The organism is Streptomyces sp. 351MFTsu5.1, from assembly GCF_000383655.1.
GTDB lineage: Bacteria > Actinomycetota > Actinomycetes > Streptomycetales > Streptomycetaceae > Streptomyces > Streptomyces griseorubiginosus.
Genome location: NZ_KB911776.1, coordinates 164,090 through 183,981, shown reverse-complemented (window position 1 = coordinate 183,981; position 19,892 = coordinate 164,090). Strand labels below are relative to the sequence as shown.

The window sequence follows — 19,892 nt, the reverse complement described above, 5'->3', positions numbered from 1 at the left end:
CCGCCCTCTCAGCCCAGCTGTGCCGGTGCCTCCATGGCGATCTGCTCGAAGACCTTCTCGTCGGCCGCGAAGTCCGAGTCGGGGATCGGCCAGTGGATCACCAGCTCCGTGAAACCCAGTTCCCGGTGGCGGCCCGCGAAGTCGACGAAGGCGTCGAGGGACTCCAGGGGGTGGGCGCGGTCCGGGGTGAAGCCGGTGAGCAGGATCTTGTCCAGCTCCTTCGGGTCCCGGCCCACCGCCGCGCAGGCGTCGCCGAGCCGCTCGATCTGGCCGCGGAGAGCGTGGCGGGACTGCTCGGGGGTGCCGTTCTCGTACAGCTTGGGGTCGCCGGTGGTCACCCAGGCCTGTCCGTGGCGCGCGGCCAGCTTCAGACCGCGCGGTCCGGTGGCGGCCACCGCGAAGGGCAGCCGGGGCCGCTGGACGCAGCCGGGGATGTTGCGGGCCTCGTGTGCCGAGTAGTAGTCGCCCTCGTAGGACACCGAGTCCTCGCGGAGCAGCCGGTCGAGCAGCGGCACGAACTCGGCGAGCCGGTCGGCGCGCTCGCGCGGGGTCCACGGGTCCTGGCCGAGCGCGGTGGCGTCGAAGCCGGTGCCGCCCGCACCGATTCCCAGGGTGACCCGGCCGCCGGAGATGTCGTCGAGGGTGATCAGTTCCTTGGCGAGGGTGACGGGGTGCCGGAAGTTCGGCGAGGTCACCAGGGTGCCCAGCCGCAGCCGGTCGGTCACGCCCGCGGCACCGGTCAACGTCGGCACGGCACCGAACCAGGGGCCGTCACGGAAGGTGCGCCACGAGAGGTGGTCATAGGTGTATCCGGTGTGGAAACCGAGCTGCTCCGCACGTTGCCATGCCTCGCGGCCTCCCTCGTTCCAGCGGCGGTACGGGAGGATCACGGTGCTCAGACGCAGACTCATAGGACTGAGCGTATGCGTCCGGCACTGTTTCACGTGAAACAGTGACTCACGGTCACTGTCTGCGGCCGCTGAGCCAGGGGCTGAGCCCCACCGGGATGAACTCCTTGTGCACGCGGTCACCGGGGAGCGGCACCATCAGAAAGTGGCTCGGCGGAAAGCGGCGCACCTTCACCCAGGCGTGGCCTTCGTAGAGGGCGCGGAGGAAGGCGGGGACGTCGTCGCGGGCGACGTCGGGGCACTCGACTCCCTCGACGGTGATCAGAGCGTCGTCGTCCGGGAACAGCCGCACCTCCACGTGCGGCCGGCCGCCGAGTTCGACGTAGGCCTCGTGGGGCAGGGTGCCGTCCGGGTCGGTGGTGACGCCGACGCCCGCGGCGCTGCGGCGGGAGGTCTGGTCGGCTCCGATGTCATGGCTGACGTCGATCGCGAGCCGGTACTCGGCGGCGAGGTGGCGCAGCGCGGTGACGGCGGCCTCGGTGGTCGGCAAGTGGTCCATACCACCGATCATGCCCGCGGCGGCCCGGGAAAGGGAGGCCGGTGTGACCCCGGAAAGGGAGGTCGCTGTGACCCCGGGGAAGGAGCTCAGTGCGACGAGGGGAACCGCAGATAGCCCGGCGGCACGGCATGCGTCAGCCAGACCCCGTTGGCGCTGATGTGGAAGACGTGGCCGTCGCGGTGCATGGCCGCCGCGTCCACGGAGAGCACGACGGGGCGGCCGCGGCGGGCCCCGACCCGGGTCGCGGTCTCACGGTCGGGCGACAGATGGACGTCGTGCCGGTTCATGGGGCGCAGTCCCTCGGCGCGGATCGCGTCCAGGTTGCGGGCCACGGTGCCGTGAAAGAGGTACGGCGGTGGGGTCGCCGGGGCGAGGCCCAGATCGACGTCGACGCTGTGGCCCTGGCTGGCGCGGATGCGGGAGCCCTCGATGGCGAAGCGCTGCTTGTCGTTCGCGGCGACGACATGGTCCAGCTCGTCGCGGGTGATGCGGAAGTTGTGCGCGGCCGTCGCCGCGAGGAGCACGTCGATCTCGACCCAGCCGGCCTCGTCCAGGGTGAGCCCGATCCGTTCGGGCTGATGCCGCAGGTGCTTCGAGAGGTACTTGGACACCTTCACGGTGCGTCTTTCATCCATGGCACCAGGGTGCTGGGAGAGACGTGAATCACGCGAATGATTTTGGCCCGCATGTTTGATCCACAACCAACTGTAGTTATCCACAGGCTACTTGGAGTTTCTGTGGACAACTCCCTGTCATGTCAGCCCTCTTCGTCAAGATCAACTGGGGGCGGCGCATTTGACGTGAGCGCATCCAACGCCCTTGCCCGCACCTCCCGTTCAGCCGCCAGCACGAAGAACTCCGCCGCTCCCTCCGTCCCAACCAGCTTCTCCACAGCCCGCATCGTCTCCTCGGGCACGGCCACGGAACGTGACACCGGGTGCCCTTCGGTCTCCTCCTCGGACCCCAGGTGCTGCCGCAGCTGCCGTACCGCCAACAGCCTCATCGCGCGCGCGAGTTCCGCGTCCACCGTCTGCTGTGCGAGGGGCCGCAGCCGTCGTACGAGTGCGGCCGCCTCGGCGGCTTCCGCGTCGGTCGGACGGTCGGGGCCGTGCAGGTAGCGGGCGAAGACGTGCTCGGTGGTGAACTCCAGGAAACGGGCGGCGATGTGCTCGACCTGGCCCCTCAACTCCCGCAGGTGGCCCGAGATCGCGGAGAGCGGCACCCCGGCGGCGTGCAACTCGGCTGCCACAGCGAGTTCTTGGGGACTCGGGACGAGGAAGGAGTCGTCGTCGCCCGGCACGGGTTGCAGGACGCCGAGCTGCACCGCCTCGGCGACCGCGGCCTCGTCGGGGACGCCCCCGAAGCGTGCGTCCAGCTCGGCGCGGGAGATCCGGCCGGTCTCCTCGTCGGTCCAGGGGCCGTCGACCTCGGCGACCAGGCCCAGCACCCCGCCGAGGCCCCGGCCGGAGTCGTAGGCCTCCAGGAGCTCCTTGATGGCGGCCAGGTTGTAGCCGCGGTCGAGGAGGTCGGCGATCTGTCGGAGCCGGGCGAGGTGGGCGTCGGTGTAGATGTTGGCCCGGCCGCGGCGCTCGGGGCGGGGGAGCAGGCCCCGGTCCTGGTAGGCACGGATGGTGCGGACGGTGGTGCCGCTGAGGTGGGCGAGGTCCTCGATGCGGTGGGCGGCGGCGTTGCCTGAGGCGCTCACGCGGCCCCCTCGGCCGCCGGGGACCGCTTCAGGTACTCCACCGCCCGGCTCAACGACCCCTCGTGGGAGGGGTGGTAGGACCGCCGCAGGTAGCGCGGTATCGCCGCGCCGAGGTCCCGCCAGGCCGGCAGCAGGCCTTTGCGCACGGCCCTCTCGTGCTCCTTGAGGGAGTAGCGGCCCCGCCCGGCCAGTCGGGGGTCGTGCCGCATCAGATAGGCCGTCCCCCACACCCACAGGTACAGCATCGCCGGGGCGGTCACCGCCATGCCGGCGACCCGGCGGGCGTAGCGGGCGGTGCCGGTGCCGCCGCAGTGCTGGTACATGTCGAAGGCGACCGCGCGGTGTTCGACCTCCTCGGCGCCGTGCCAGCGCAGCAGGTCGAGCATGACCGCGTCGGCACAGGCCCGGTCGAGGCCTTCGGCGGCCAGGACCCAGTCGCCGAGCACGGCCGTGAACTGTTCGATGGCGGCGACGACGGAGAGCCTGAAGCGCAGCCATTCGCGTGCGGGGACGGGCGCGCCGAGGGGTGGGCGTTCGCCGAGGAGCCGCTCGAAGAGGAAGTCGACGTGCCGGGTGAAGTCGGCGGTGTCGAGCCGCTGCGCGGCGAGGTGGTCCAGTACGTGCGTGTGCTGGACGCTGTGGGTGGCTTCCTGGCCCATGAACCCCTTGACGTCGGCGCGGAGTTCAGGGTCCCTGATCAGCGGCAGGCCTTCCTTGAAGACCTTCACGAACCAGCGCTCTCCCGCGGGCAGCAGCAGGTGGAGGACGTTGATGACGTGGGTGGCGGTGGGTTCGCCGGGGATCCAGTGCAGGGGTGTGCGGGACCAGTCGAAGGACACCCGGCGCGGCGCGATCCGGTGGCTCACAGCGGCGGCTCCAGTCTGGCCAGCGCGCGGAGGGCCTTCGGTGCCCAGCGCGCCAGGACGTGGGCGGCGCGGGCCTCGGGGGTGACCGGGACGACGGCCTGGTTGCGCACGACCGCGCGCAGGATCGCGTCGGCGACCTTCTCCGGCGGGTAGTTCCGCAGTCCGTAGAGGCGGGTCGCGCGCGTCCGGCGGCGTTTCTCCTCGTCGGCGTCGACGCCCGCGAACCGCGCGGTGGAGGTGATGTTGGTGTTGACGAAGCCGGGGCAGACGGCGCTCACGCCGATGCCCCGGCCGGCGAGTTCGGCCCGCAGGCTCTCGCTGAGCATGAGGACGGCCGCCTTGGAGGTGCCGTAGGCGGACAGTGCGCGGGAGGGCTGGAAGGCGGCCGCGGAGGCGGTGTTGACGATGTGGCCGCCTTGTCCGCGCTCGGCCATCTGCCGGCCGAAGAGCCGGCAGCCGTGGATGACGCCCCACAGGTTGACGTCGAGGACTTTCTTCCAGTCCTCGGCGGTGGTGTCGAGGAAGGGGCCGCCGAGGCCGATCCCGGCGTTGTTGACCAGGACGTCGACCACGCCGTACTCGGCGGCGACCTTGTCGGCGAGTTTCTCCATGGCCTGTTCGTCGGAGACGTCGACGGTCTCGGCCCAGGCCTCGGGGGCGCCGAGGAGCCGGGACAGTTCGGCGGTGCGGGCGGCGGTCTCGGCGTCCCGGTCGACGGCCACCACGCGGGCGCCGGCCTCGGCGAAGGCGAACGCGGTGGCCCGTCCGATGCCGCTGCCCGCACCGGTGACGAGGACGAGCCGGCCGCCGAACCGCTCGGCGTACTTCCCGGTCGCCTGTACGGCGGTACGGCCCGCTTCGACGGAGGTCACGAACTCCGTGATCCACGAGGTGAGCTGGTCGGGGCGGGAGCGGGGGATCCAGTGCTTGGCGGGCAGGGTGCGCCGGGTCAGCTCGGGCACCCACTGCTCCAGGCCGTCGTAGAGCCGCTCGGAGAGGAAGGCGTCGCCCAGGGGCGTGATGAGCTGTACGGGCGCGTGTGCGTGGGCGTCGGTGCGCGGGCGGCGCAGCCGGGAGCGGATGTTGTCGCGGTACAGCCAGGCGCCGTGGGCCGCGTCGGTGGGCAGCGAGGGGGTGGGATAGCCGTCGGAGGGGATCTTCTCGGTGCGTGCCAGGAGGCGGGGCCAGGCCTTGCCGAGGGGGCCGCGCCAGGCCAGTTCGGGCAGGGCGGGGGTGTGCAGGGCGTACACGTACCAGGACTTGGCGCCCTGGCCGAGGAGCTGGCCGATCCGGCGCGGGGTGGGACGCTTCAGGCGCCCCGCGATCCAGTGCCCGAAGTGGTCGAGGGACGGGCCGGACATCGAGGTGAAGGAGGCGATCCGCCCCGCGGTGCGCTGGACGGTGACGAACTCCCAGGCCTGTACAGAGCCCCAGTCGTGGCCGACCAGGTGCACGGGCCGGTCCGGGCTGACGGCGTCCGCGACGGCCAGGAAGTCGTCGGTCAGCTTCTCCAGGGTGAACCCGCCGCGCAGTGGCTTCGGGGCCGTGGAGCGGCCGTGGCCGCGGACGTCGTAGAGGACGACGTGGAACCGGTCGGCGAGGCGGGGGGCGACCTCGGACCAGACTTCCTTGCTGTCCGGGTAGCCGTGTACCAGGACGACGGTCGGCCGGTGCGGGTCCCCCAGTTCGGCCACGCACAGGTCGACTCCGCCGGTCCGTACCCGGCGTTCACGCGCACCTTCGAGCAAGGTCACTCCTCCTCCGCCCAGCGCCGCACGTGCGGCAGGTCGTCGTCCAGCCAGAAGGCGCTCTGCTCGGGGTCCTGGGAGTCGGTGACGACCAGGATCTCCTCGAACTTCGCGCCCGTGCCCCGGAATCCGAGGTGGGGTTCGACCGCCCACAGGCCCGGCTGCGGCGGGTGGTCGGAGAAGCGGTGGGGCGACCACAGGGGCGACCAGCCCTCGCGGTGGCCGCGCAGGGCGTCGGCCGCGAGGCCCTTGAGGGACTGGGTGCCGAACCCGAACAGGTGCGGTGACCAGCGGCGCTCCTTGACCTGGTCGACCTTGTGGGCGATCACGCCGAAGGGGTAGGCGCGGTGCCGGTTGGCGTAGCCCTGGCGGACCATGAGGCGGTCCACGTCCTCGTAGATCTCGCGCAGCGGCCGCCGCTCGCGGACCTCGCGCAGGATCAGCGCGCGGTGGGCCTTGAGGTCGGCCGCCAGCCGCTTCTGGACAGGGTTGACGCCGAGAGCGCCGGAGTATCCGATGTCGGCGGTGAACCCCTCGTACACCGGGGCCATGTCCAGGATGAACGGCATCCCCGGCTCGAGCCGGCGGTCGGTGGGGAAGAACTGGAGCGGGACGCGGAAGCCGGTGAACGCCGTGCGGTCCCCGAACCAGGCGAAGGGCAGGTGGAACCAGTCGCGGACGCCCCGCTCGCGCAGCCACCCGCGCTGCATCCGGGCGGCCTGCCGCTCGGTGACGCCGGGTTCCAGGCGGGCCGCGACCGCCTCCGCGCACTCGTACGCGAGGCGCTGGACCTTTCTGAACCCCTGGAGCCGTGCGGAGAGCTCGCCGTGCACTGCCGTCGCCATGCCACCCCCGTCCTGCCGAACGCGGTACGCGTCCGTAACGTGACACTGGCGAATGTGACAGTCGTCGAAGGCTGCGTCAAGAGGGCCTGTTCGGGCTGTGGAAAACCTTGCCGATGTGGAAAACCCGGTCCGCGTTGTTCGACCTCAGGGGGACCCCTAGGTGCCCGTACGCCTGGAGTCTGATGCCGATGCAGCTCTGCGGGGTGACGACCGGAGTGGTCCGCGTCACTACTGTCGATGACGTGACTGTGATCGCGACCGAAAGCCTGAGCAAGCGGTTCCCCCGGGTGACCGCGCTTGACCGGCTCTCCTTGGACGTCGGACCCGGTGTGACCGGACTCGTCGGAGCCAACGGAGCCGGCAAGTCCACCATGATCAAGATCCTGCTGGGTCTGTCCCCCGCCACCGAGGGCCGTGCCGAAGTGCTCGGGCTCGACGTGGCGACCAAGGGTGCCGCCATCCGCGAGCGGGTCGGCTACATGCCGGAGCACGACTGCCTGCCGCCGGACGTCTCCGCGACCGAGTTCGTGGTGCACATGGCCCGCATGTCCGGCCTGCCGCCCACCGCCGCGCGCGAGCGCACCGCGGACACCCTGCGCCATGTCGGCCTGTACGAGGAGCGCTACCGCCCCATCGGCGGCTACTCCACCGGCATGAAGCAGCGGGTGAAGCTCGCGCAGGCCCTGGTCCACGACCCGCAGCTGGTCTTCCTGGACGAGCCGACCAACGGCCTCGACCCGGTCGGCCGCGACGACATGCTGGGTCTGATCCGGCGCATCTACACCGATTTCGGCATCTCGGTCCTGGTCACCTCGCACCTGCTCGGCGAGCTGGAGCGCACCTGCGACCACGTGGTCGTCATCGACGGCGGCAAGCTGCTGCGTTCCAGCTCCACCACCGACTTCACCCAGACCACGACGACCCTCGCGGTCGAGGTCACCGACACCGACGAGCACCCGGACGGCACCCGCGCGGTGCGCGAGGCGCTGCACGCGCGCGGTGTGGAGGTCCTCGACTCCACCGGCGGCCTGCCGGGCGCCGGCCACATCCTGCTGCTGACCGCGCAGGGCGAGGAGACCTACGACGTGGTCCGGGACGTCGTCGCCGACCTCGGGCTCGGCCTGGTGCGCATGGAGCAGCGCAGGCACCACATCTCCGAGGTCTTCACCAGCGGGGACGCGAGCGACGCACAGCAGCGGAAGGAGGCCGTCGGCCATGGCGGTTGAGCACCCGGGCGCCGCCCCCTCGGGCGACCAGACCCGTATCCACAACATCGGCTACCGCAGCTACGAGGGCCCGCGCCTGGGCCGCTCCTACGCCACCCGGTCGCTCTACTCGCAGTCCCTGCGCGGCGCCTACGGCCTCGGTCGCTCGGTGAAGTCCAAGGTGCTGCCGATGCTGCTGTTCGTGGTGATGTGCGTGCCCGCGGCCATCATGGTGGCCGTCGCGGTCGCCACCAAGGCCAAGGACCTGCCCGTCGACTACACCCGCTACGCGATCATCATGCAGGCCGTCATCAGCCTGTACGTCGCCTCGCAGGCCCCCCAGTCGGTCTCGCGCGACCTGCGCTTCAAGACGGTGCCGCTTTACTTCTCGCGGCCCATCGAGACCGCCGACTACGTCCGTGCGAAGTACGCGGCACTGGCCTCCGCGATGTTCATCCTGACCGCGGCCCCGCTGATCGTGCTCTATGTCGGTGCCCTGCTGGCCAAACTCGACTTCGCCGACCAGACCAAGGGCTTCGGGCAGGGACTCGTCTCGGTGGCGCTGCTCTCGCTGCTCTTCGCCGGTATCGGCCTGGTCATCGCGTCGGTCACCCCGCGCCGCGGCTTCGGCATCGCGGCCGTGATCGCCGTCATGACCATCTCCTACGGCGCGGTCTCCACCCTCCAGGCCATCGCCGACGCCCAGGGCAGCACGTCGGCCATCCCGTGGATCGGCCTGTTCTCGCCGGTCACGCTCATCGACGGACTCCAGTCGGCGTTCCTCGGCGCGAGCTCGGCGTTCCCCGGCGCGGTGGGCCCGGGCAACGGCGAAGGGGTCGTCTACGTCCTGGCCGTCCTCGGACTGATCGCCGCGTGCTACGGCCTCCTGCTGCGCCGCTACAAGAAGGTGGGACTGTGACCACGCTCCAGATCGACCATGTCTCCCGCTGGTTCGGCAACGTGGTCGCCGTCAACGACATCACCATGACGATCGGCCCCGGCGTCACCGGCCTGCTCGGGCCCAACGGCGCCGGGAAGTCCACCCTCATCAACATGATGGGCGGCTTCCTGGCCCCCTCCACCGGCACCGTCACCCTCGACGGACAGCAGGTGTGGCGCAACGAGGAGATCTACAAGCACATCGGCGTCGTCCCCGAGCGCGAGGCGATGTACGACTTCCTCACCGGCCGTGAATTCGTCGTCGCCAACGCCGAGTTGCACGGCCTGGGCGCGAAGGCGGCCCAGAAGGCGCTGGCCACGGTCGAGATGGAGTACGCGCAGGACCGCAAGATCTCCACCTACTCCAAAGGCATGCGCCAGCGCGTGAAGATGGCGTCCGCGCTGGTCCACGACCCGTCGCTGCTGCTGCTCGACGAGCCGTTCAACGGCATGGACCCGCGCCAGCGCATGCAGCTCATGGACCTGCTGCGCCGCATGGGCGACGAGGGCCGCACGGTCCTGTTCTCCTCCCACATCCTGGAAGAGGTCGAGCAGCTCGCCTGGCACATCGAGGTCGTGGTGGCCGGACGGCACGCGGCCAGCGGTGACTTCCGCAGGATCCGCCGTCTGATGACGGACCGCCCGCACCGCTACCTGGTGCGCTCCAGCGACGACCGCGCCCTGGCGGCCGCGCTGATCGCGGACCCGTCGACGTCCGGCATCGAGGTCGACCTGGCCGAGGGCGCGCTGCACGTCCAGGCCGTCGACTTCGGCCGTTTCACCGCGCTGCTGCCCCGGGTCGCCCGCGACCACGGCATCCGGCTGCTCACGGTCTCGCCGTCCGACGAGTCCCTCGAGTCCGTCTTCTCGTATCTCGTCGCGGCGTAGGAGGCCGAAGATGTACGACCCCACAGTCGCCCGACTCACCTACCGGGCCCTGCTCGGCCGCCGCCGGGCCCTCATCCTGGGCGCCCTGCCCCTGCTGCTGATCGTGATCTCCGTGATCGTGCGCGCGCTGGTCGGCGCCGACGACCAGACCGCCTCCGACCTGCTGGGCGGCCTCGCGCTGGCCACCATGGTGCCGATCATCGGTGTCATCGCGGGCACCGGCGCGATCGGCCCGGAGATCGACGACGGCTCGGTGGTCTATCTGCTGTCGAAGCCCATCAAGCGGCCGACGATCATCTTCACCAAGCTGATCGTGGCGATCGCCGTCACGATGGTGTTCTCGGCGCTGCCCACCTTCATCGCCGGCCTCATCCTCAACGGCAACGGCCAGCAGATCGCCGTCGCCTACACGGTGGCCGCGCTGGTCTCCTCGATCGCCTACGCGGCGCTCTTCCTGCTCCTGGGCACGGTGTCCCGGCACGCGGTGGTCTTCGGGCTGGTCTACGCGCTGGTCTGGGAGGCCCTGTTCGGCTCGCTGGTCGCCGGGGCGCGCACGCTGAGCGTCCAGCAGTGGTCGCTGGCCGTCGCCCACAAGGTCGCCGGCGGGGACCTTGTCACCTCGGACGTCGGACTGCCGACGGCCACGGTGCTGCTGGTCGTGGTGACCGTCCTCGCCACCTGGTACGCGGGACAGAAGCTGCGGTCGCTGACGCTGGCGGGCGAGGAGTAGCGGACCCGGCCCCTGATGCCGGGCTTATTGACAGGGACTTCACCTTTGTCCGGGCACACTGGACAAAGGGGAATGTCCGGCTGCGAGTTGAAGGGAACGGGCATGGCAGACGACTGGGACGACCTCGTGCTGGACGAGGACTTCATACGCTCCGCCGAGACCTCCGAGCCGTCCGCCCGGGCCCGTATGCTCGCCGCGCGCTGGCGTCAGGAGTCGCCCGAGCCGCAGCCCTGGCGCTCCGACGAGCCGCCCGCGGGGTGGTTCTTCAGCAGGCGCCGCAGGCGGTGGGGACGCCGGTAGGCCGACACACCTGGGAAGCCAGCGGGTCGAACACCTGGCCGTTTATTCGGTGGCGCCCAACTCGGCGTACGGGCACGATGGTTGTGTTCACCACGAACGGGGAGGGAGCCGGGCGATGTCCATGCACGACAGTACGCCCAGCTCCCGTCGGGGCGGCCGGCGGAGGACTCCGGTGTAGTTACGCCACCGTCGAGTCCACCGCAGGACCCGCCCGGGGCGGCCGCTTCGAGCACGCGATGTCGCTCTCGCGTGAGGCCGCCCACCCGGAGGATTGGCCGAGTGGTAAGGCACCGGTTTGCTAAACCGTGGTCGGGCCCGAAAAGCCCGCGCACGTTCGATCCGTGCATCCTCCGCAAGACGTTGTCCCTGGGCGTCAGCCCAGCAACCGCTCCAGCACCACCGCGATCCCGTCCTCCTCGTTGGAGGACGTCACCTCGTCGGCGACCGCCTTGAGCTCCTCGTGGGCGTCCGCCATCGCCACCCCGTAGGACGCCCAGGCGAACATCGGGATGTCGTTGGGCATGTCGCCGAAGGCGATCGTGTCCGCGGCCTTCAGGCCCAGGCGACGGGCCGCCAGGGACAGACCGGTCGCCTTCGACAGACCCAGCGGGAGCAGCTCCACGATGCCCTGGCCGGCCATCGCGACCGAGACGAAGCCCCCCGCGGCCCGTACGGCGGCGTCGGCCAGTTGGTCGTCCGTGAGCTCCGGATGCTGTATGTAGATCTTGCCCAGCGGCTCAGCCCACAGGTCGGACACGTCCGTGAACGGCGTCGCCGGCAGTGCACCCGTCAGCGCGTACCCCGGCCCGACCAGCACGTCCCCGTCCACGCCGCTGCGGCTCGCGGCCAGGAACAGCGGGCCGACCTCCGCCTCGATCTTCGCGAGGGCCACCGCGGCCAGCTGCCGGTCCAGCGTCACCGAGGTCAGCAGACGGTGCTCGCCGGCGTCGTAGACCTGCGAGCCCTGTCCGCACACCGCGAGGCCCTGGTAGCCGAGGTCGTCGAGGATGTGCCGCGTCCACCGGACCCCGCGTCCGGTGACGACGATGTGGGCGGCGCCCGCCGCGGTGGCCGCGGCGAGGGCGTCCCGGGTGCGCTGCGAGACCGACTCGCCGGAACCCAGCAGGGTCCCGTCGAGGTCGGTCGCGATCAGCCGGTACGGAAAGCTCACCTGGCGACCGGTTCCAGCAGCTCCCGCCCGCCGAGGTACGGGCGCAGCACCTCCGGCACCCGCACGGAGCCGTCGGCCAGCTGGTGGTTCTCCAGGATGGCCACGATGGTGCGCGGTACGGCGCACAGCGTGCCGTTGAGCGTCGCCAGCGGCTGGACCTTCTTGCCGTCGCGCATGCGCACGGCCAGGCGGCGGGCCTGGAAGCCGTCGCAGTTGGAGGCCGAGGTCAGCTCGCGGTACTTGCCCTGGGTCGGGATCCACGCCTCGCAGTCGAACTTGCGGGAGGCGGACGCGCCGAGGTCGCCCGAGGCCACGTCGATCACCTGGAAGGGCAGCTCGAGACCGGTCAGCCACTGCTTCTCCCACTCCAGGAGCCGCTTGTGCTCGTTCTCCGCGTCCTCGGGGGCGACGTAGGAGAACATCTCGACCTTGTCGAACTGGTGCACGCGGAAGATGCCGCGGGTGTCCTTGCCGTAGGTGCCGGCCTCGCGGCGGAAGCACGGCGAGAAGCCGGCGTAGCGCAGCGGCAGCTTGTCGGCGTCCAGGATCTCGTCCATGTGGTACGCGGCGAGCGGGACCTCGGAGGTGCCGACCAGGTAGTAGTCGTCCTTCTCCAGGTGGTAGACGTTCTCCGCGGCCTGGCCGAGGAAGCCGGTGCCCTCCATGGCGCGCGGGCGGACCAGCGCGGGGGTCAGCATCGGCGTGAAGCCGGCCTCGGTGGCCTGGGCGATCGCCGCGTTGACGAGCGCCAGCTCGAGCAGGGCGCCGACACCGGTCAGGTAGTAGAAACGCGAGCCGGAGACCTTGGCGCCGCGCTCGACGTCGATGGCGCCCAGCGCCTCGCCGAGCTCCAGGTGGTCCTTGGGCTCGAAGCCCTCGGCGCCGAAGTCGCGGATGGTGCCGTGCGTCTCCAGGACGACGAAGTCCTCCTCGCCGCCGACCGGGACGTCGGGGTGGACGAGGTTGCCGAGCTGGAGCAGGAGGCGCTTGGTCTCCTCGTCGGCCTCGTTCTGGGCGGCCTCGGCTTCCTTCACCTCGGCCTTCAGCTGCTCCGCCCGCTTCAGGAGCTCGACGCGCTCGTCAGGAGTGGCCTTGGGGACGAGCTTGCCGAGGCTCTTCTGCTCGGAGCGCAGCTCGTCGAAGCGGACGCCGGACGACCTGCGCCGCTCGTCGGCAGACAGGAGGGAGTCGACGAGGGCGACGTCCTCTCCACGGGCACGCTGCGACGCGCGCACTCGGTCGGGGTCCTCACGGAGCAGGCGAAGGTCAATCACGCGGCCAAGGCTACCGGTGCGGGGATACGGCCCACGACTCACTATTCCCGGCCGCACTGAATAGTGGCTTACGTTGCGTTATGGGTGAATTGCGGAACGTGTCAAGGAAAGGGCACCCCGATCCCCGGGACGAGGCATGCGCGAGGCGCAGGGTTGACTCGACTCCCTTGTGCGGAGCGGGAATTGGCGCACGGTTGTCCACAGGGATCCACACCCCTCGGAAAGTTATCCACAGGGTGTGCGGAGGATCTGTGGATTTCGGAATTGATCACTCCGAAACCTGGGGGACATGACGAGGATTCCCGGCGCAAACTCCTCTTTACCCCTACTTTCGAGTGGAAACCGGTCACTCCAAAGGGTTACGCATGGGAAAAGAATGGACGAAGGGTGATGTGCATGCGGGTGGACATCGGCAGGGCCTGTAGGCCGATTTGTCGACAGGGTCGTGCTTTGGTGTCGACTTGTCCCCAGGTCGAGAAGCCAGCCTGTGGACAACTTCTGTGGATAACTAAAATCTGCAGGTAAGACAGGTCAGAATCGCCCGTCCTGGCATCGCGCCACCCAGTCCGAGGCCGCCATGAACTCCTCGTCCGAGGTGCCGGGCAGGGGCGCCAGCAGGTCTGCGCGTTCCTTGTCCGCACGCGGGTACGACCCGAGGAAACGAACCTCCCGGCAGATCCGTTTCAGCCCCATCAGTGCCTCCGCCACCCGGCGGTCGGTGATGTGGCCCTCCGCGTCGATGCAGAAGCAGTAGTTGCCGATACCGGCGCCCGTGGGCCGGGACTGCAACAGCATCAGGTTGATGCCGCGGGTGGCGAACTCGCCCAGCAGGTCACGCAGCCCGCCGGGGTGGTCGTCGCGCTGCCACAGCACCACGGACGTCTTGTCGGCACCGCTCGGAGCGGCGGGCCGGGCCGGACGGCCGACCAGCACGAACCGCGTCTGCGCGTTCTCGGCGTCGTGGATCCCGGTCTCCAGTGCCTGAAGGCCGTACCGGGCGGCCGCGAACTCACCGGCGAAGGCCGCGTCGTACTGGCCCTCCTGGACCAGCCGGGCCGCGTCCGCGTTCGAGGCGGCCGACTCCCAGTGGACGTCCGGGAGGTTGTTCTTCAGCCAGTTGCGCACCTGCGGCTGGGCTGCCGGGTGCGCGGAGACCGTCTTGATGTCCGTGAGCTCGGTGCCCGGCCTGACCAGCAGCGCGAAGGTGATCGACAGCAGCACCTCGCGGTAGATCATCAGCGGGGCACCCGCGACCAGTTCGTCGAGGGTGGTGGTGATGCCGCCCTCGACGGAGTTCTCGATCGGCACGAACGCGGCCTCGGCCTCCCCCGCGCGCACCGCGTCCAGCGCGGACTGCACCGACACGTACGGGATCAGCTCCCGGGTGGCCGCCTCGGGAAGCGTCCGCAGCGCGACTTCCGTGAAGGTGCCCTCAGGGCCGAGATAGGCGTAGCTCGCTGGCATGACCTCACCCTAATGGCCCTTGCGGAACCGGGCCCGCCCGTCTCACGACCGGGTGAACCCGCGTGACCTCAGCCCTCCAGGAGCCGTTGCCCCACGTACTCTTCCTGCGCCGCGCCGCCCGGCACCGCGAACAGTCCGCTCGACTCGTGCCGGATGAACTGGGAGAGCGCGTCACCACGGTCGAGCTTGCGCTGGACCGGGACGAAGCCGCGCAGCGGGTCGGCCTGCCAGCACACGAACAGGAGCCCGGCGTCCGGCACCCCGTCCGCGCCGATGCCGTCGTGGAAGGAGAACGGCCGGCGCAGGATGGCCGCGCCCCCGTTCTGATCGGGCCGGGTGATACGGGCGTGCGCATTGATCGGCACCACCAGATCGCCCTTGGCGTCCGTCTTCTCCAGGTCCATCGGGGTCGTCTCGGTGCCCCCGGACAAGGCGGCCCCGTTCGCCTTCCGGCGCCCGATGACGGCCTCCTGGGCCCCGAGCGACAGCTTCTCCCAGTCGTCGAGCAGCATCCGGATCCGTCGTACGACCGCGTAGGAGCCGTTGGCCATCCACGCGGGCGTGGCGGAGGACGGGACGAAGATCCGCTCGTCGAAGTCGGGCTCGCTCGGTTTGGGGTTGCGGGTGCCGTCCAGCTGGCCCATGAGGTTGCGGGCCGTCATGGGACGGTCCGTGGCGCCCGGGGTGCGGTTGAAGCCGTTCATCTGCCAGCGGACCCTGGCCGCGCTGCCCGCGTCCTTCTGGATCGCGCGCAGGGCGTGGAAGGCGACCAGAGCGTCGTTCGCGCCGATCTGCACCCACAGGTCGCCGTCGCTGCGGGCCTTGTCGAGCTGGTCGGAGGAGAAGTCGGGAAGCGGGTCGAGGGCGACCGGGCGCTGCTTCTCCAGCCCGGTCCGGGAGAAGAAGCTGTGCCCGAAGCCGAAGGTCACCGTCAGGGAGGACGGCCCGGCGTCCCGGGCGACGTCCGTGTCGTCGGATCCGGAAGGCTCCCCGGCCATGAGCCTGCGAGCCGTTTCCGACCAGCGGCGCAGCAGTGCCGCGGCCTCCTTGCGGCCCGCGCCCGGCGTGAGGTCGAAGGCCACGAGGTGGCCGCGCGCCTGGAGGCCCTCGGTGATGCCGGGCTGATGTTTCACGTGGAACATCACCTCGGTGCTGCCCACGGAGCTCAGCGGGGTCGCCGCGGCGGGAGCGGCCGCGTAGCCCGCGGCTCCGCCGGCCGCGCCGAGCACCAGCCCGGTGGCGCCGGCGGTGCCGAGCAGGGCACGCCGTGAGACGCCCGGTCGCGAAGAGGGCTTCTCTTCCGCCGAGGCGTCCTGGTCGGCTACGGGGAGGGACTGTTCAGCCATGGTGCGGGTCAGCCGATCTGCGCGTTCTTGGAGACGGTCGTCTGGTCGATGTCCGAGGTCCGCACGGTGACGGCGATCTTCCAGTCGCCGGCCATGGGGATCTGGACGTTGCTCGCCGACCAGTGGCCGGTGGTGATGCGGTCCGGGGTGATGGCCAGCGGCCCGATCTTCTTGGCCTCCAGGGTGAGGGCGACCTTCACCTCGGGGATGTCGAAGGCACGGCCGTTGGGCCGCTGGACGTAGACGTGCATCTCGTTGCCGCCCACGCGCGCGGGGTCGACGTCGACCGTCACGACCCCCTTGCCGTCGCTGCCGCCGGTGTCGAAGGACATGTCCAGGGTCACCGCACCGGACCCGGCCTGAGCCGAGGACGAGGAGGAGGACGACGAAGCAGCAGCCTTGGCCGCCTTGGCCTCCTCCTCGGTGCGGCCGGGCTCGGTCTGCGTCAGCACGGTCGTGACGGCCAGCAGGACGACGGCGACGCCCGCCTCGGCGAGCACGGACCGGCGCAGTCCGAACCGGTGCGGATCGGCGTCCCGCGTCCGCTTCTGCCGGGCGGTGTCCATCGCGGCCTGCTGCCGGGCGAGCTGAGCGGCCCGCTGGGAGCCGTCGCCCTTCGCGCCACCGGCCTTCTTGGCGCCACTGGCCTGCTTCCCGCCACCGGCCTTGTTGGCGGCCGTGCCGGCGCCGGACTCCTCCGCACCGCCCGCCTCCTTGGCGGACTTCGCGGACTTGGCGGAGCCGGAGGCGTTCGCGGACACCCGCTCCTTCTGAGGCGCCCGCTTGCCCTGCCGTACGACGGTGTCGGCCAGCTGGGCCGTCCACCGCCGTGAGAGGTACGCGATGCCGACCAGCACCACCACCAGCCCGATCTTGACCAGCAGCAGCTGCCCGTACCGGGTCCCGGTGAACGCCGACCAGGAGCCGAGCTGCCGCCAGGACTGGTAGACGCCGGTCGCCACCAGTGTGACGACGCTGCCGAAGGCGACCTGGGAGAAGCGGCGTACGGCGGCCGACTCGATCGGCGTCTGCGAGCGGTAGAGCGCGACGAGCAGTGCGCTCAGTCCGCCGAGCCAGGTGGCGACGGCGAGCAGGTGGAGGACGTCGACGGGCATCGCGATGCCCGGCTGGAGGCCGACCGAGGCGTGTTCGGCCATCGCCCAGCTGGCCGCGAGTCCGGCCGCGACGACGGTTCCGCCGATCGCGAGCCCGAAGGTGAGGTCCCGCTTCTCCTCGTCCTCGCGCTTGTCGTAGGCGCCGAAGAGCACGGAGATGAACAGGGCCGCCGCCGCGAGCAGCAGCAGCCGGGAGACGAGGGCCGCACCCGACTTGGTCTGGAGGACGTTTCCGAGCAGGTCGAGGTCGAAGATGTCCGCGACCTTCCCGGAGCCCGTGTAGGAGCCGCGCAGCAGGAGCAGCAGCAGGGTGGCCGAGGTGAGGGTGAGCCAGCCGCCGACGACGAACCGCTGCATGGGCCGTACTCCGGCGCCGCGCTGCCAGCAGGCCAGCACGAAGGCGGCGCCGCCGACCAGCACGATGAAGCCGGCGTACGACAGGTACCGGCCGAAGCCGTACAGCCAGCCCACGACCCCGCCGCCCGCGGTCTCCCCGGATACCGACACCGAGGTGACGGAAGGGGCGCCGACGGAGAAGGTGAAGGCGCCGGCGACAGGGTGGCTGTCGGCGGAGACGACCTGGTAGGTGACGGTGTAGGTGCCGTCGGGCAGGCCGCTGTGCACCTTCACGCCGTATGTGGTGCCCTCGACCTGGAACGGCTTGCCCTGCTGGACCGCCTTGCCCTTGGGGTCGAGCACCCGCAGCGAGTCGTTCGACAGGGCGACCTGCTCGGAGAAGGTCAGGGAGACCTGGTCGGGTGCCTTGTCGACCACCACCCCCTGCTGGGGGTCGCTGCCGGTGAGTGCGGCGTGCGCGGAGGCGGATCCGGCCGTGGTCAGCAGCAGGCCGGCCGTGGCCAGGAGCAGCAGCACCAGGGTCCGGACGCGGGGGGCGATGGTCTGCGTCAAGGTGGTCCCTCCCTCAGTGTCCGGTCTTGGGGACGTAGGTCGCCGACTTCACCGGCATCTTCACGACGACGGGGTCGGACTGGGCGAAGTGCAGTTCGACGGTGATCGTCTGGCCCTGTTCGGGCTTGCGCTTCAGCTTGTCGAACATCAGATGGTTGGCGCCGCTTTTGAACACGAGTTGACCGTGGGCCGGGACGGTGAGGCGGGAGACCTCCTCCATCGCGCCGCCGTTGGTCTCGTGCATGGTGATGTCGCCGTCGTCACTGGTGACCGAGGTCAGCTCGTCCTGGGACGAGCCGGGGTTGGAGATGGTCAGGAACCCGGCGGCCATGTCCGCGGAGACGGGCTGCGGGATGTAGGCGCCGGAGACGGTGAGGTTCTTCGCGGAGGCGTCGGAGCCGGAGCAGCCGACCAGGACGACCGCTCCGACCAGGGCGAGGGCCCCGGCGCCGGCCAGGGCGGTGGCCGACATCGCCGTACGCCTCACGGGTTCTGCCCCTTGATGATCTTGGGCAGGTCCTTGGTGTAGTCGTCGACGGTGGCGTCCTCGCCGTAGAGGACGTATCCCGCGTTCGTCTTCGGGGAGAAGGCGACGACCTGGGTGCCGTGCACCGAGACGGTCTTGCCGGTCTTCTTGTCCTTGTGGGTCGGCTCGATGGAGATGCCGAGGGTGCGCGCGCCCGCCTGGATGGTGGCGAAGTCGCCGGTGAGGCCGACGAACTGGGGGTCGATGCCCTTGAGCCACTTGCCGAGCTCGGAGGGGGTGTCGCGGGCCGGGTCCGTGGTGACGAAGACGACCGACAGCTTGTCCTGCTCGGACTTGGGCAGCTGCTTCTTCGCGACGGCGATGTTGTTCATCGTCAGCGGGCAGATGTCGGGGCAGTGGGTGTAGCCGAAGTAGACCAGGGTGGGCCGGCCCTTGGTCGCGGTCCGCAGGTCGTACTTCTGGCCCTTGGTGTCGGTGAGGACCAGGTCCGGCTTCTCGAACGGCTGGTCCAGGACGGTGCCGGCCTTGTTCGCACCGGAGTCCTCGGAGACCACGGAGACCGGGGAGGAGCTGTCGTCGCCGCTGCCGCAGGCGGAGAGGGTCAGGGTGGCGGCGGCGATCAGCGCGGCCGCGGCGAACATCTTCTTGCGCATATCGAAAGGTCCCAGATTCAAGGTTTCGGGTCCGCGCCGGGGGCCGCTACGACCCCCGGCGCGTGGTCGCGGAACAGGGTCAGGCGTCGCTGCGCCTACGGCCGGCGAGCACGCCGTAGGCCACGCCCAGGGCGCCGACGACGATGCCGACCACGCCGAGCACCCGGGCGGTGGTGTCGCTGCTGTCGGCGGGGGCGACCTCGTCGGCCGCGGCGGCGTTCTCGGTCTTGGCGTCCGTCTCCTCGGCGGCCGCCGCGCCGTGGTGGCCGTCCTCGGAGGCCGCGGACAGGGTGAGCACGGGGGCCGGCGTCTCGGGCTCCTCCGCGCCCTCCTCCTGGACCTCGATCCAGCGCACGACCTCGTTGTTGGAGTACGTCTGGATCGCCTTGAAGACCAGTTCGTCGGCGTCCTCGGGCAGGGCGCCGACGGAGACGGGGAACTTCTCGAAGTAGCCCGGCTGGATGCCGCTGTCCTTGCCGGTGGCGGTCCAGGTGACCTTGGAGACGGCCTCGGTGATCTGCTTGCCGTGCATCTCGAGGGGCTTGGCGAGCTTGGACTTGGTGACGACGATCTTCCAGCCCGGCATCGGCTCCGGCATGACCGAGGCCAGGGGGTGGTCGGCCGGGAAGTTCACCTCGAGCTTGGTGGTGGAGGCGTTGTCCCGCTCGTTGGGGACCTTGAAGTCCACGACCGCGTAGCCGCCCTTGGCGGCGGTCCCCTCCGCCTGCACGCTGACGTGCGCGAAGGCGGGTGAGGAGAGGACGACGACGGCGGTGGCGGCGACGGCGCCGGTGACGGCGAGGCGAGAAGCCTTCATGAAGGGCACTCCGGTTGAAAGGG

20 protein-coding genes and 1 tRNA gene are annotated in these 19,892 nt (G+C 70.5%); 6 read left to right on the top strand and 15 right to left on the bottom strand.

Features of this window, described 5'->3' with window-relative positions; all coding sequences use genetic code 11:
• Window positions 1–8: 8 nt before the first annotated feature.
• From H295_RS0104270 to H295_RS0104240, 7 genes are all read right to left on the bottom strand, one after another.
• On the bottom strand, window positions 9–911 hold the full coding sequence (locus H295_RS0104270; RefSeq protein WP_020134100.1) for an LLM class flavin-dependent oxidoreductase: 903 nt from the start codon (window positions 909–911) through the stop codon (window positions 9–11).
• Between the two features lie 52 nt (window positions 912–963).
• Entirely contained in the window at window positions 964–1,407 is a 444-nt protein-coding gene (locus tag H295_RS0104265) for a hypothetical protein (RefSeq protein ID WP_020134099.1), read from the bottom strand.
• Window positions 1,408–1,493: 86 nt separating this feature from the next.
• Window positions 1,494–2,042 (bottom strand): RNA 2'-phosphotransferase, encoded by a 549-nt coding sequence (locus H295_RS0104260; protein ID WP_028809031.1) that lies wholly within the window; start codon window positions 2,040–2,042, stop codon window positions 1,494–1,496.
• Between the two features lie 122 nt (window positions 2,043–2,164).
• Window positions 2,165–3,112, bottom strand: coding sequence for a MerR family transcriptional regulator (locus H295_RS0104255; RefSeq protein WP_020134097.1), 948 nt, complete (start codon window positions 3,110–3,112; stop codon window positions 2,165–2,167).
• A complete protein-coding gene (locus tag H295_RS0104250) occupies window positions 3,109–3,978 on the bottom strand; it encodes a metal-dependent hydrolase (RefSeq protein WP_020134096.1) in 870 nt (289 codons plus the stop codon). The genes H295_RS0104255 and H295_RS0104250 overlap by 4 nt, the downstream gene beginning before the upstream one ends.
• Window positions 3,975–5,732, bottom strand: a complete 1,758-nt coding sequence (locus H295_RS0104245) for an SDR family oxidoreductase (protein WP_020134095.1) — start codon at window positions 5,730–5,732, stop codon at window positions 3,975–3,977. The genes H295_RS0104250 and H295_RS0104245 overlap by 4 nt, the downstream gene beginning before the upstream one ends.
• The gene (locus H295_RS0104240) at window positions 5,729–6,571 is read right to left on the bottom strand and encodes a M24 family metallopeptidase (RefSeq protein WP_020134094.1); all 843 of its coding nucleotides are present in this window, start codon (window positions 6,569–6,571) and stop codon (window positions 5,729–5,731) included. The genes H295_RS0104245 and H295_RS0104240 overlap by 4 nt, the downstream gene beginning before the upstream one ends.
• Before the next feature lie 248 nt (window positions 6,572–6,819).
• Here H295_RS0104240 and H295_RS0104235 point away from each other — a divergent pair, with 248 nt between their 5' ends.
• The 6 genes from H295_RS0104235 to H295_RS0104210 all read left to right on the top strand — a co-directional run bounded on the left by H295_RS0104235 (window position 6,820) and on the right by H295_RS0104210 (window position 10,986).
• On the top strand, window positions 6,820–7,797 hold the full coding sequence (locus tag H295_RS0104235; RefSeq protein WP_020134093.1) for an ABC transporter ATP-binding protein: 978 nt from the start codon (window positions 6,820–6,822) through the stop codon (window positions 7,795–7,797).
• On the top strand, window positions 7,787–8,695 hold the full coding sequence (locus H295_RS0104230; RefSeq protein ID WP_020134092.1) for an ABC transporter permease subunit: 909 nt from the start codon (window positions 7,787–7,789) through the stop codon (window positions 8,693–8,695). The genes H295_RS0104235 and H295_RS0104230 overlap by 11 nt, the downstream gene beginning before the upstream one ends.
• Complete coding sequence (locus H295_RS0104225; RefSeq protein ID WP_020134091.1) at window positions 8,692–9,603, top strand: ABC transporter ATP-binding protein; 912 nt, start codon at window positions 8,692–8,694, stop codon at window positions 9,601–9,603. The genes H295_RS0104230 and H295_RS0104225 overlap by 4 nt, the downstream gene beginning before the upstream one ends.
• A gap of 10 nt (window positions 9,604–9,613) precedes the next feature.
• On the top strand, window positions 9,614–10,333 hold the full coding sequence (locus H295_RS0104220; RefSeq protein WP_020134090.1) for an ABC transporter permease subunit: 720 nt from the start codon (window positions 9,614–9,616) through the stop codon (window positions 10,331–10,333).
• A 102-nt stretch (window positions 10,334–10,435) separates the two neighbouring features.
• A complete protein-coding gene (locus tag H295_RS0104215) occupies window positions 10,436–10,633 on the top strand; it encodes a hypothetical protein (RefSeq protein WP_043217101.1) in 198 nt (65 codons plus the stop codon).
• Between the two features lie 265 nt (window positions 10,634–10,898).
• A tRNA-Ser gene (locus tag H295_RS0104210) sits at window positions 10,899–10,986 on the top strand.
• Between the two features lie 20 nt (window positions 10,987–11,006).
• On the opposite strand, the gene H295_RS0104205 is transcribed toward H295_RS0104210, so the two are convergent.
• The 8 genes from H295_RS0104205 to H295_RS0104170 form a co-directional block, all read right to left on the bottom strand.
• A complete protein-coding gene (locus tag H295_RS0104205; RefSeq protein WP_020134088.1) occupies window positions 11,007–11,804 on the bottom strand; it encodes an HAD family hydrolase in 798 nt (265 codons plus the stop codon).
• Complete coding sequence (gene serS / locus H295_RS0104200; RefSeq protein WP_028809030.1) at window positions 11,801–13,078, bottom strand: serine--tRNA ligase; 1,278 nt, start codon at window positions 13,076–13,078, stop codon at window positions 11,801–11,803. Before serS ends, H295_RS0104205 begins: the two co-directional genes overlap by 4 nt.
• A 531-nt stretch (window positions 13,079–13,609) precedes the next feature.
• Window positions 13,610–14,542 carry a prephenate dehydratase gene (pheA, locus tag H295_RS0104195; RefSeq protein WP_020134086.1) on the bottom strand — a complete coding sequence of 311 codons (933 nt, stop codon included), beginning with the start codon at window positions 14,540–14,542 and terminating at the stop codon, window positions 13,610–13,612.
• A 68-nt stretch (window positions 14,543–14,610) separates the two neighbouring features.
• The gene (efeB, locus tag H295_RS0104190) at window positions 14,611–15,888 is read right to left on the bottom strand and encodes an iron uptake transporter deferrochelatase/peroxidase subunit (protein WP_020134085.1); all 1,278 of its coding nucleotides are present in this window, start codon (window positions 15,886–15,888) and stop codon (window positions 14,611–14,613) included.
• 8 nt (window positions 15,889–15,896) lie between these two features.
• Window positions 15,897–17,912, bottom strand: coding sequence for a copper resistance CopC/CopD family protein (locus tag H295_RS0104185; protein ID WP_020134084.1), 2,016 nt, complete (start codon window positions 17,910–17,912; stop codon window positions 15,897–15,899).
• Between the two features lie 13 nt (window positions 17,913–17,925).
• Window positions 17,926–18,384, bottom strand: coding sequence for a copper chaperone PCu(A)C (locus tag H295_RS0104180; RefSeq protein WP_020134083.1), 459 nt, complete (start codon window positions 18,382–18,384; stop codon window positions 17,926–17,928).
• Between the two features lie 11 nt (window positions 18,385–18,395).
• Window positions 18,396–19,052, bottom strand: a complete 657-nt coding sequence (locus tag H295_RS0104175) for an SCO family protein (RefSeq protein WP_020134082.1) — start codon at window positions 19,050–19,052, stop codon at window positions 18,396–18,398.
• Window positions 19,053–19,131: 79 nt separating this feature from the next.
• Window positions 19,132–19,869 (bottom strand): YcnI family protein, encoded by a 738-nt coding sequence (locus tag H295_RS0104170; protein WP_020134081.1) that lies wholly within the window; start codon window positions 19,867–19,869, stop codon window positions 19,132–19,134.
• Window positions 19,870–19,892 lie beyond the last annotated feature (23 nt).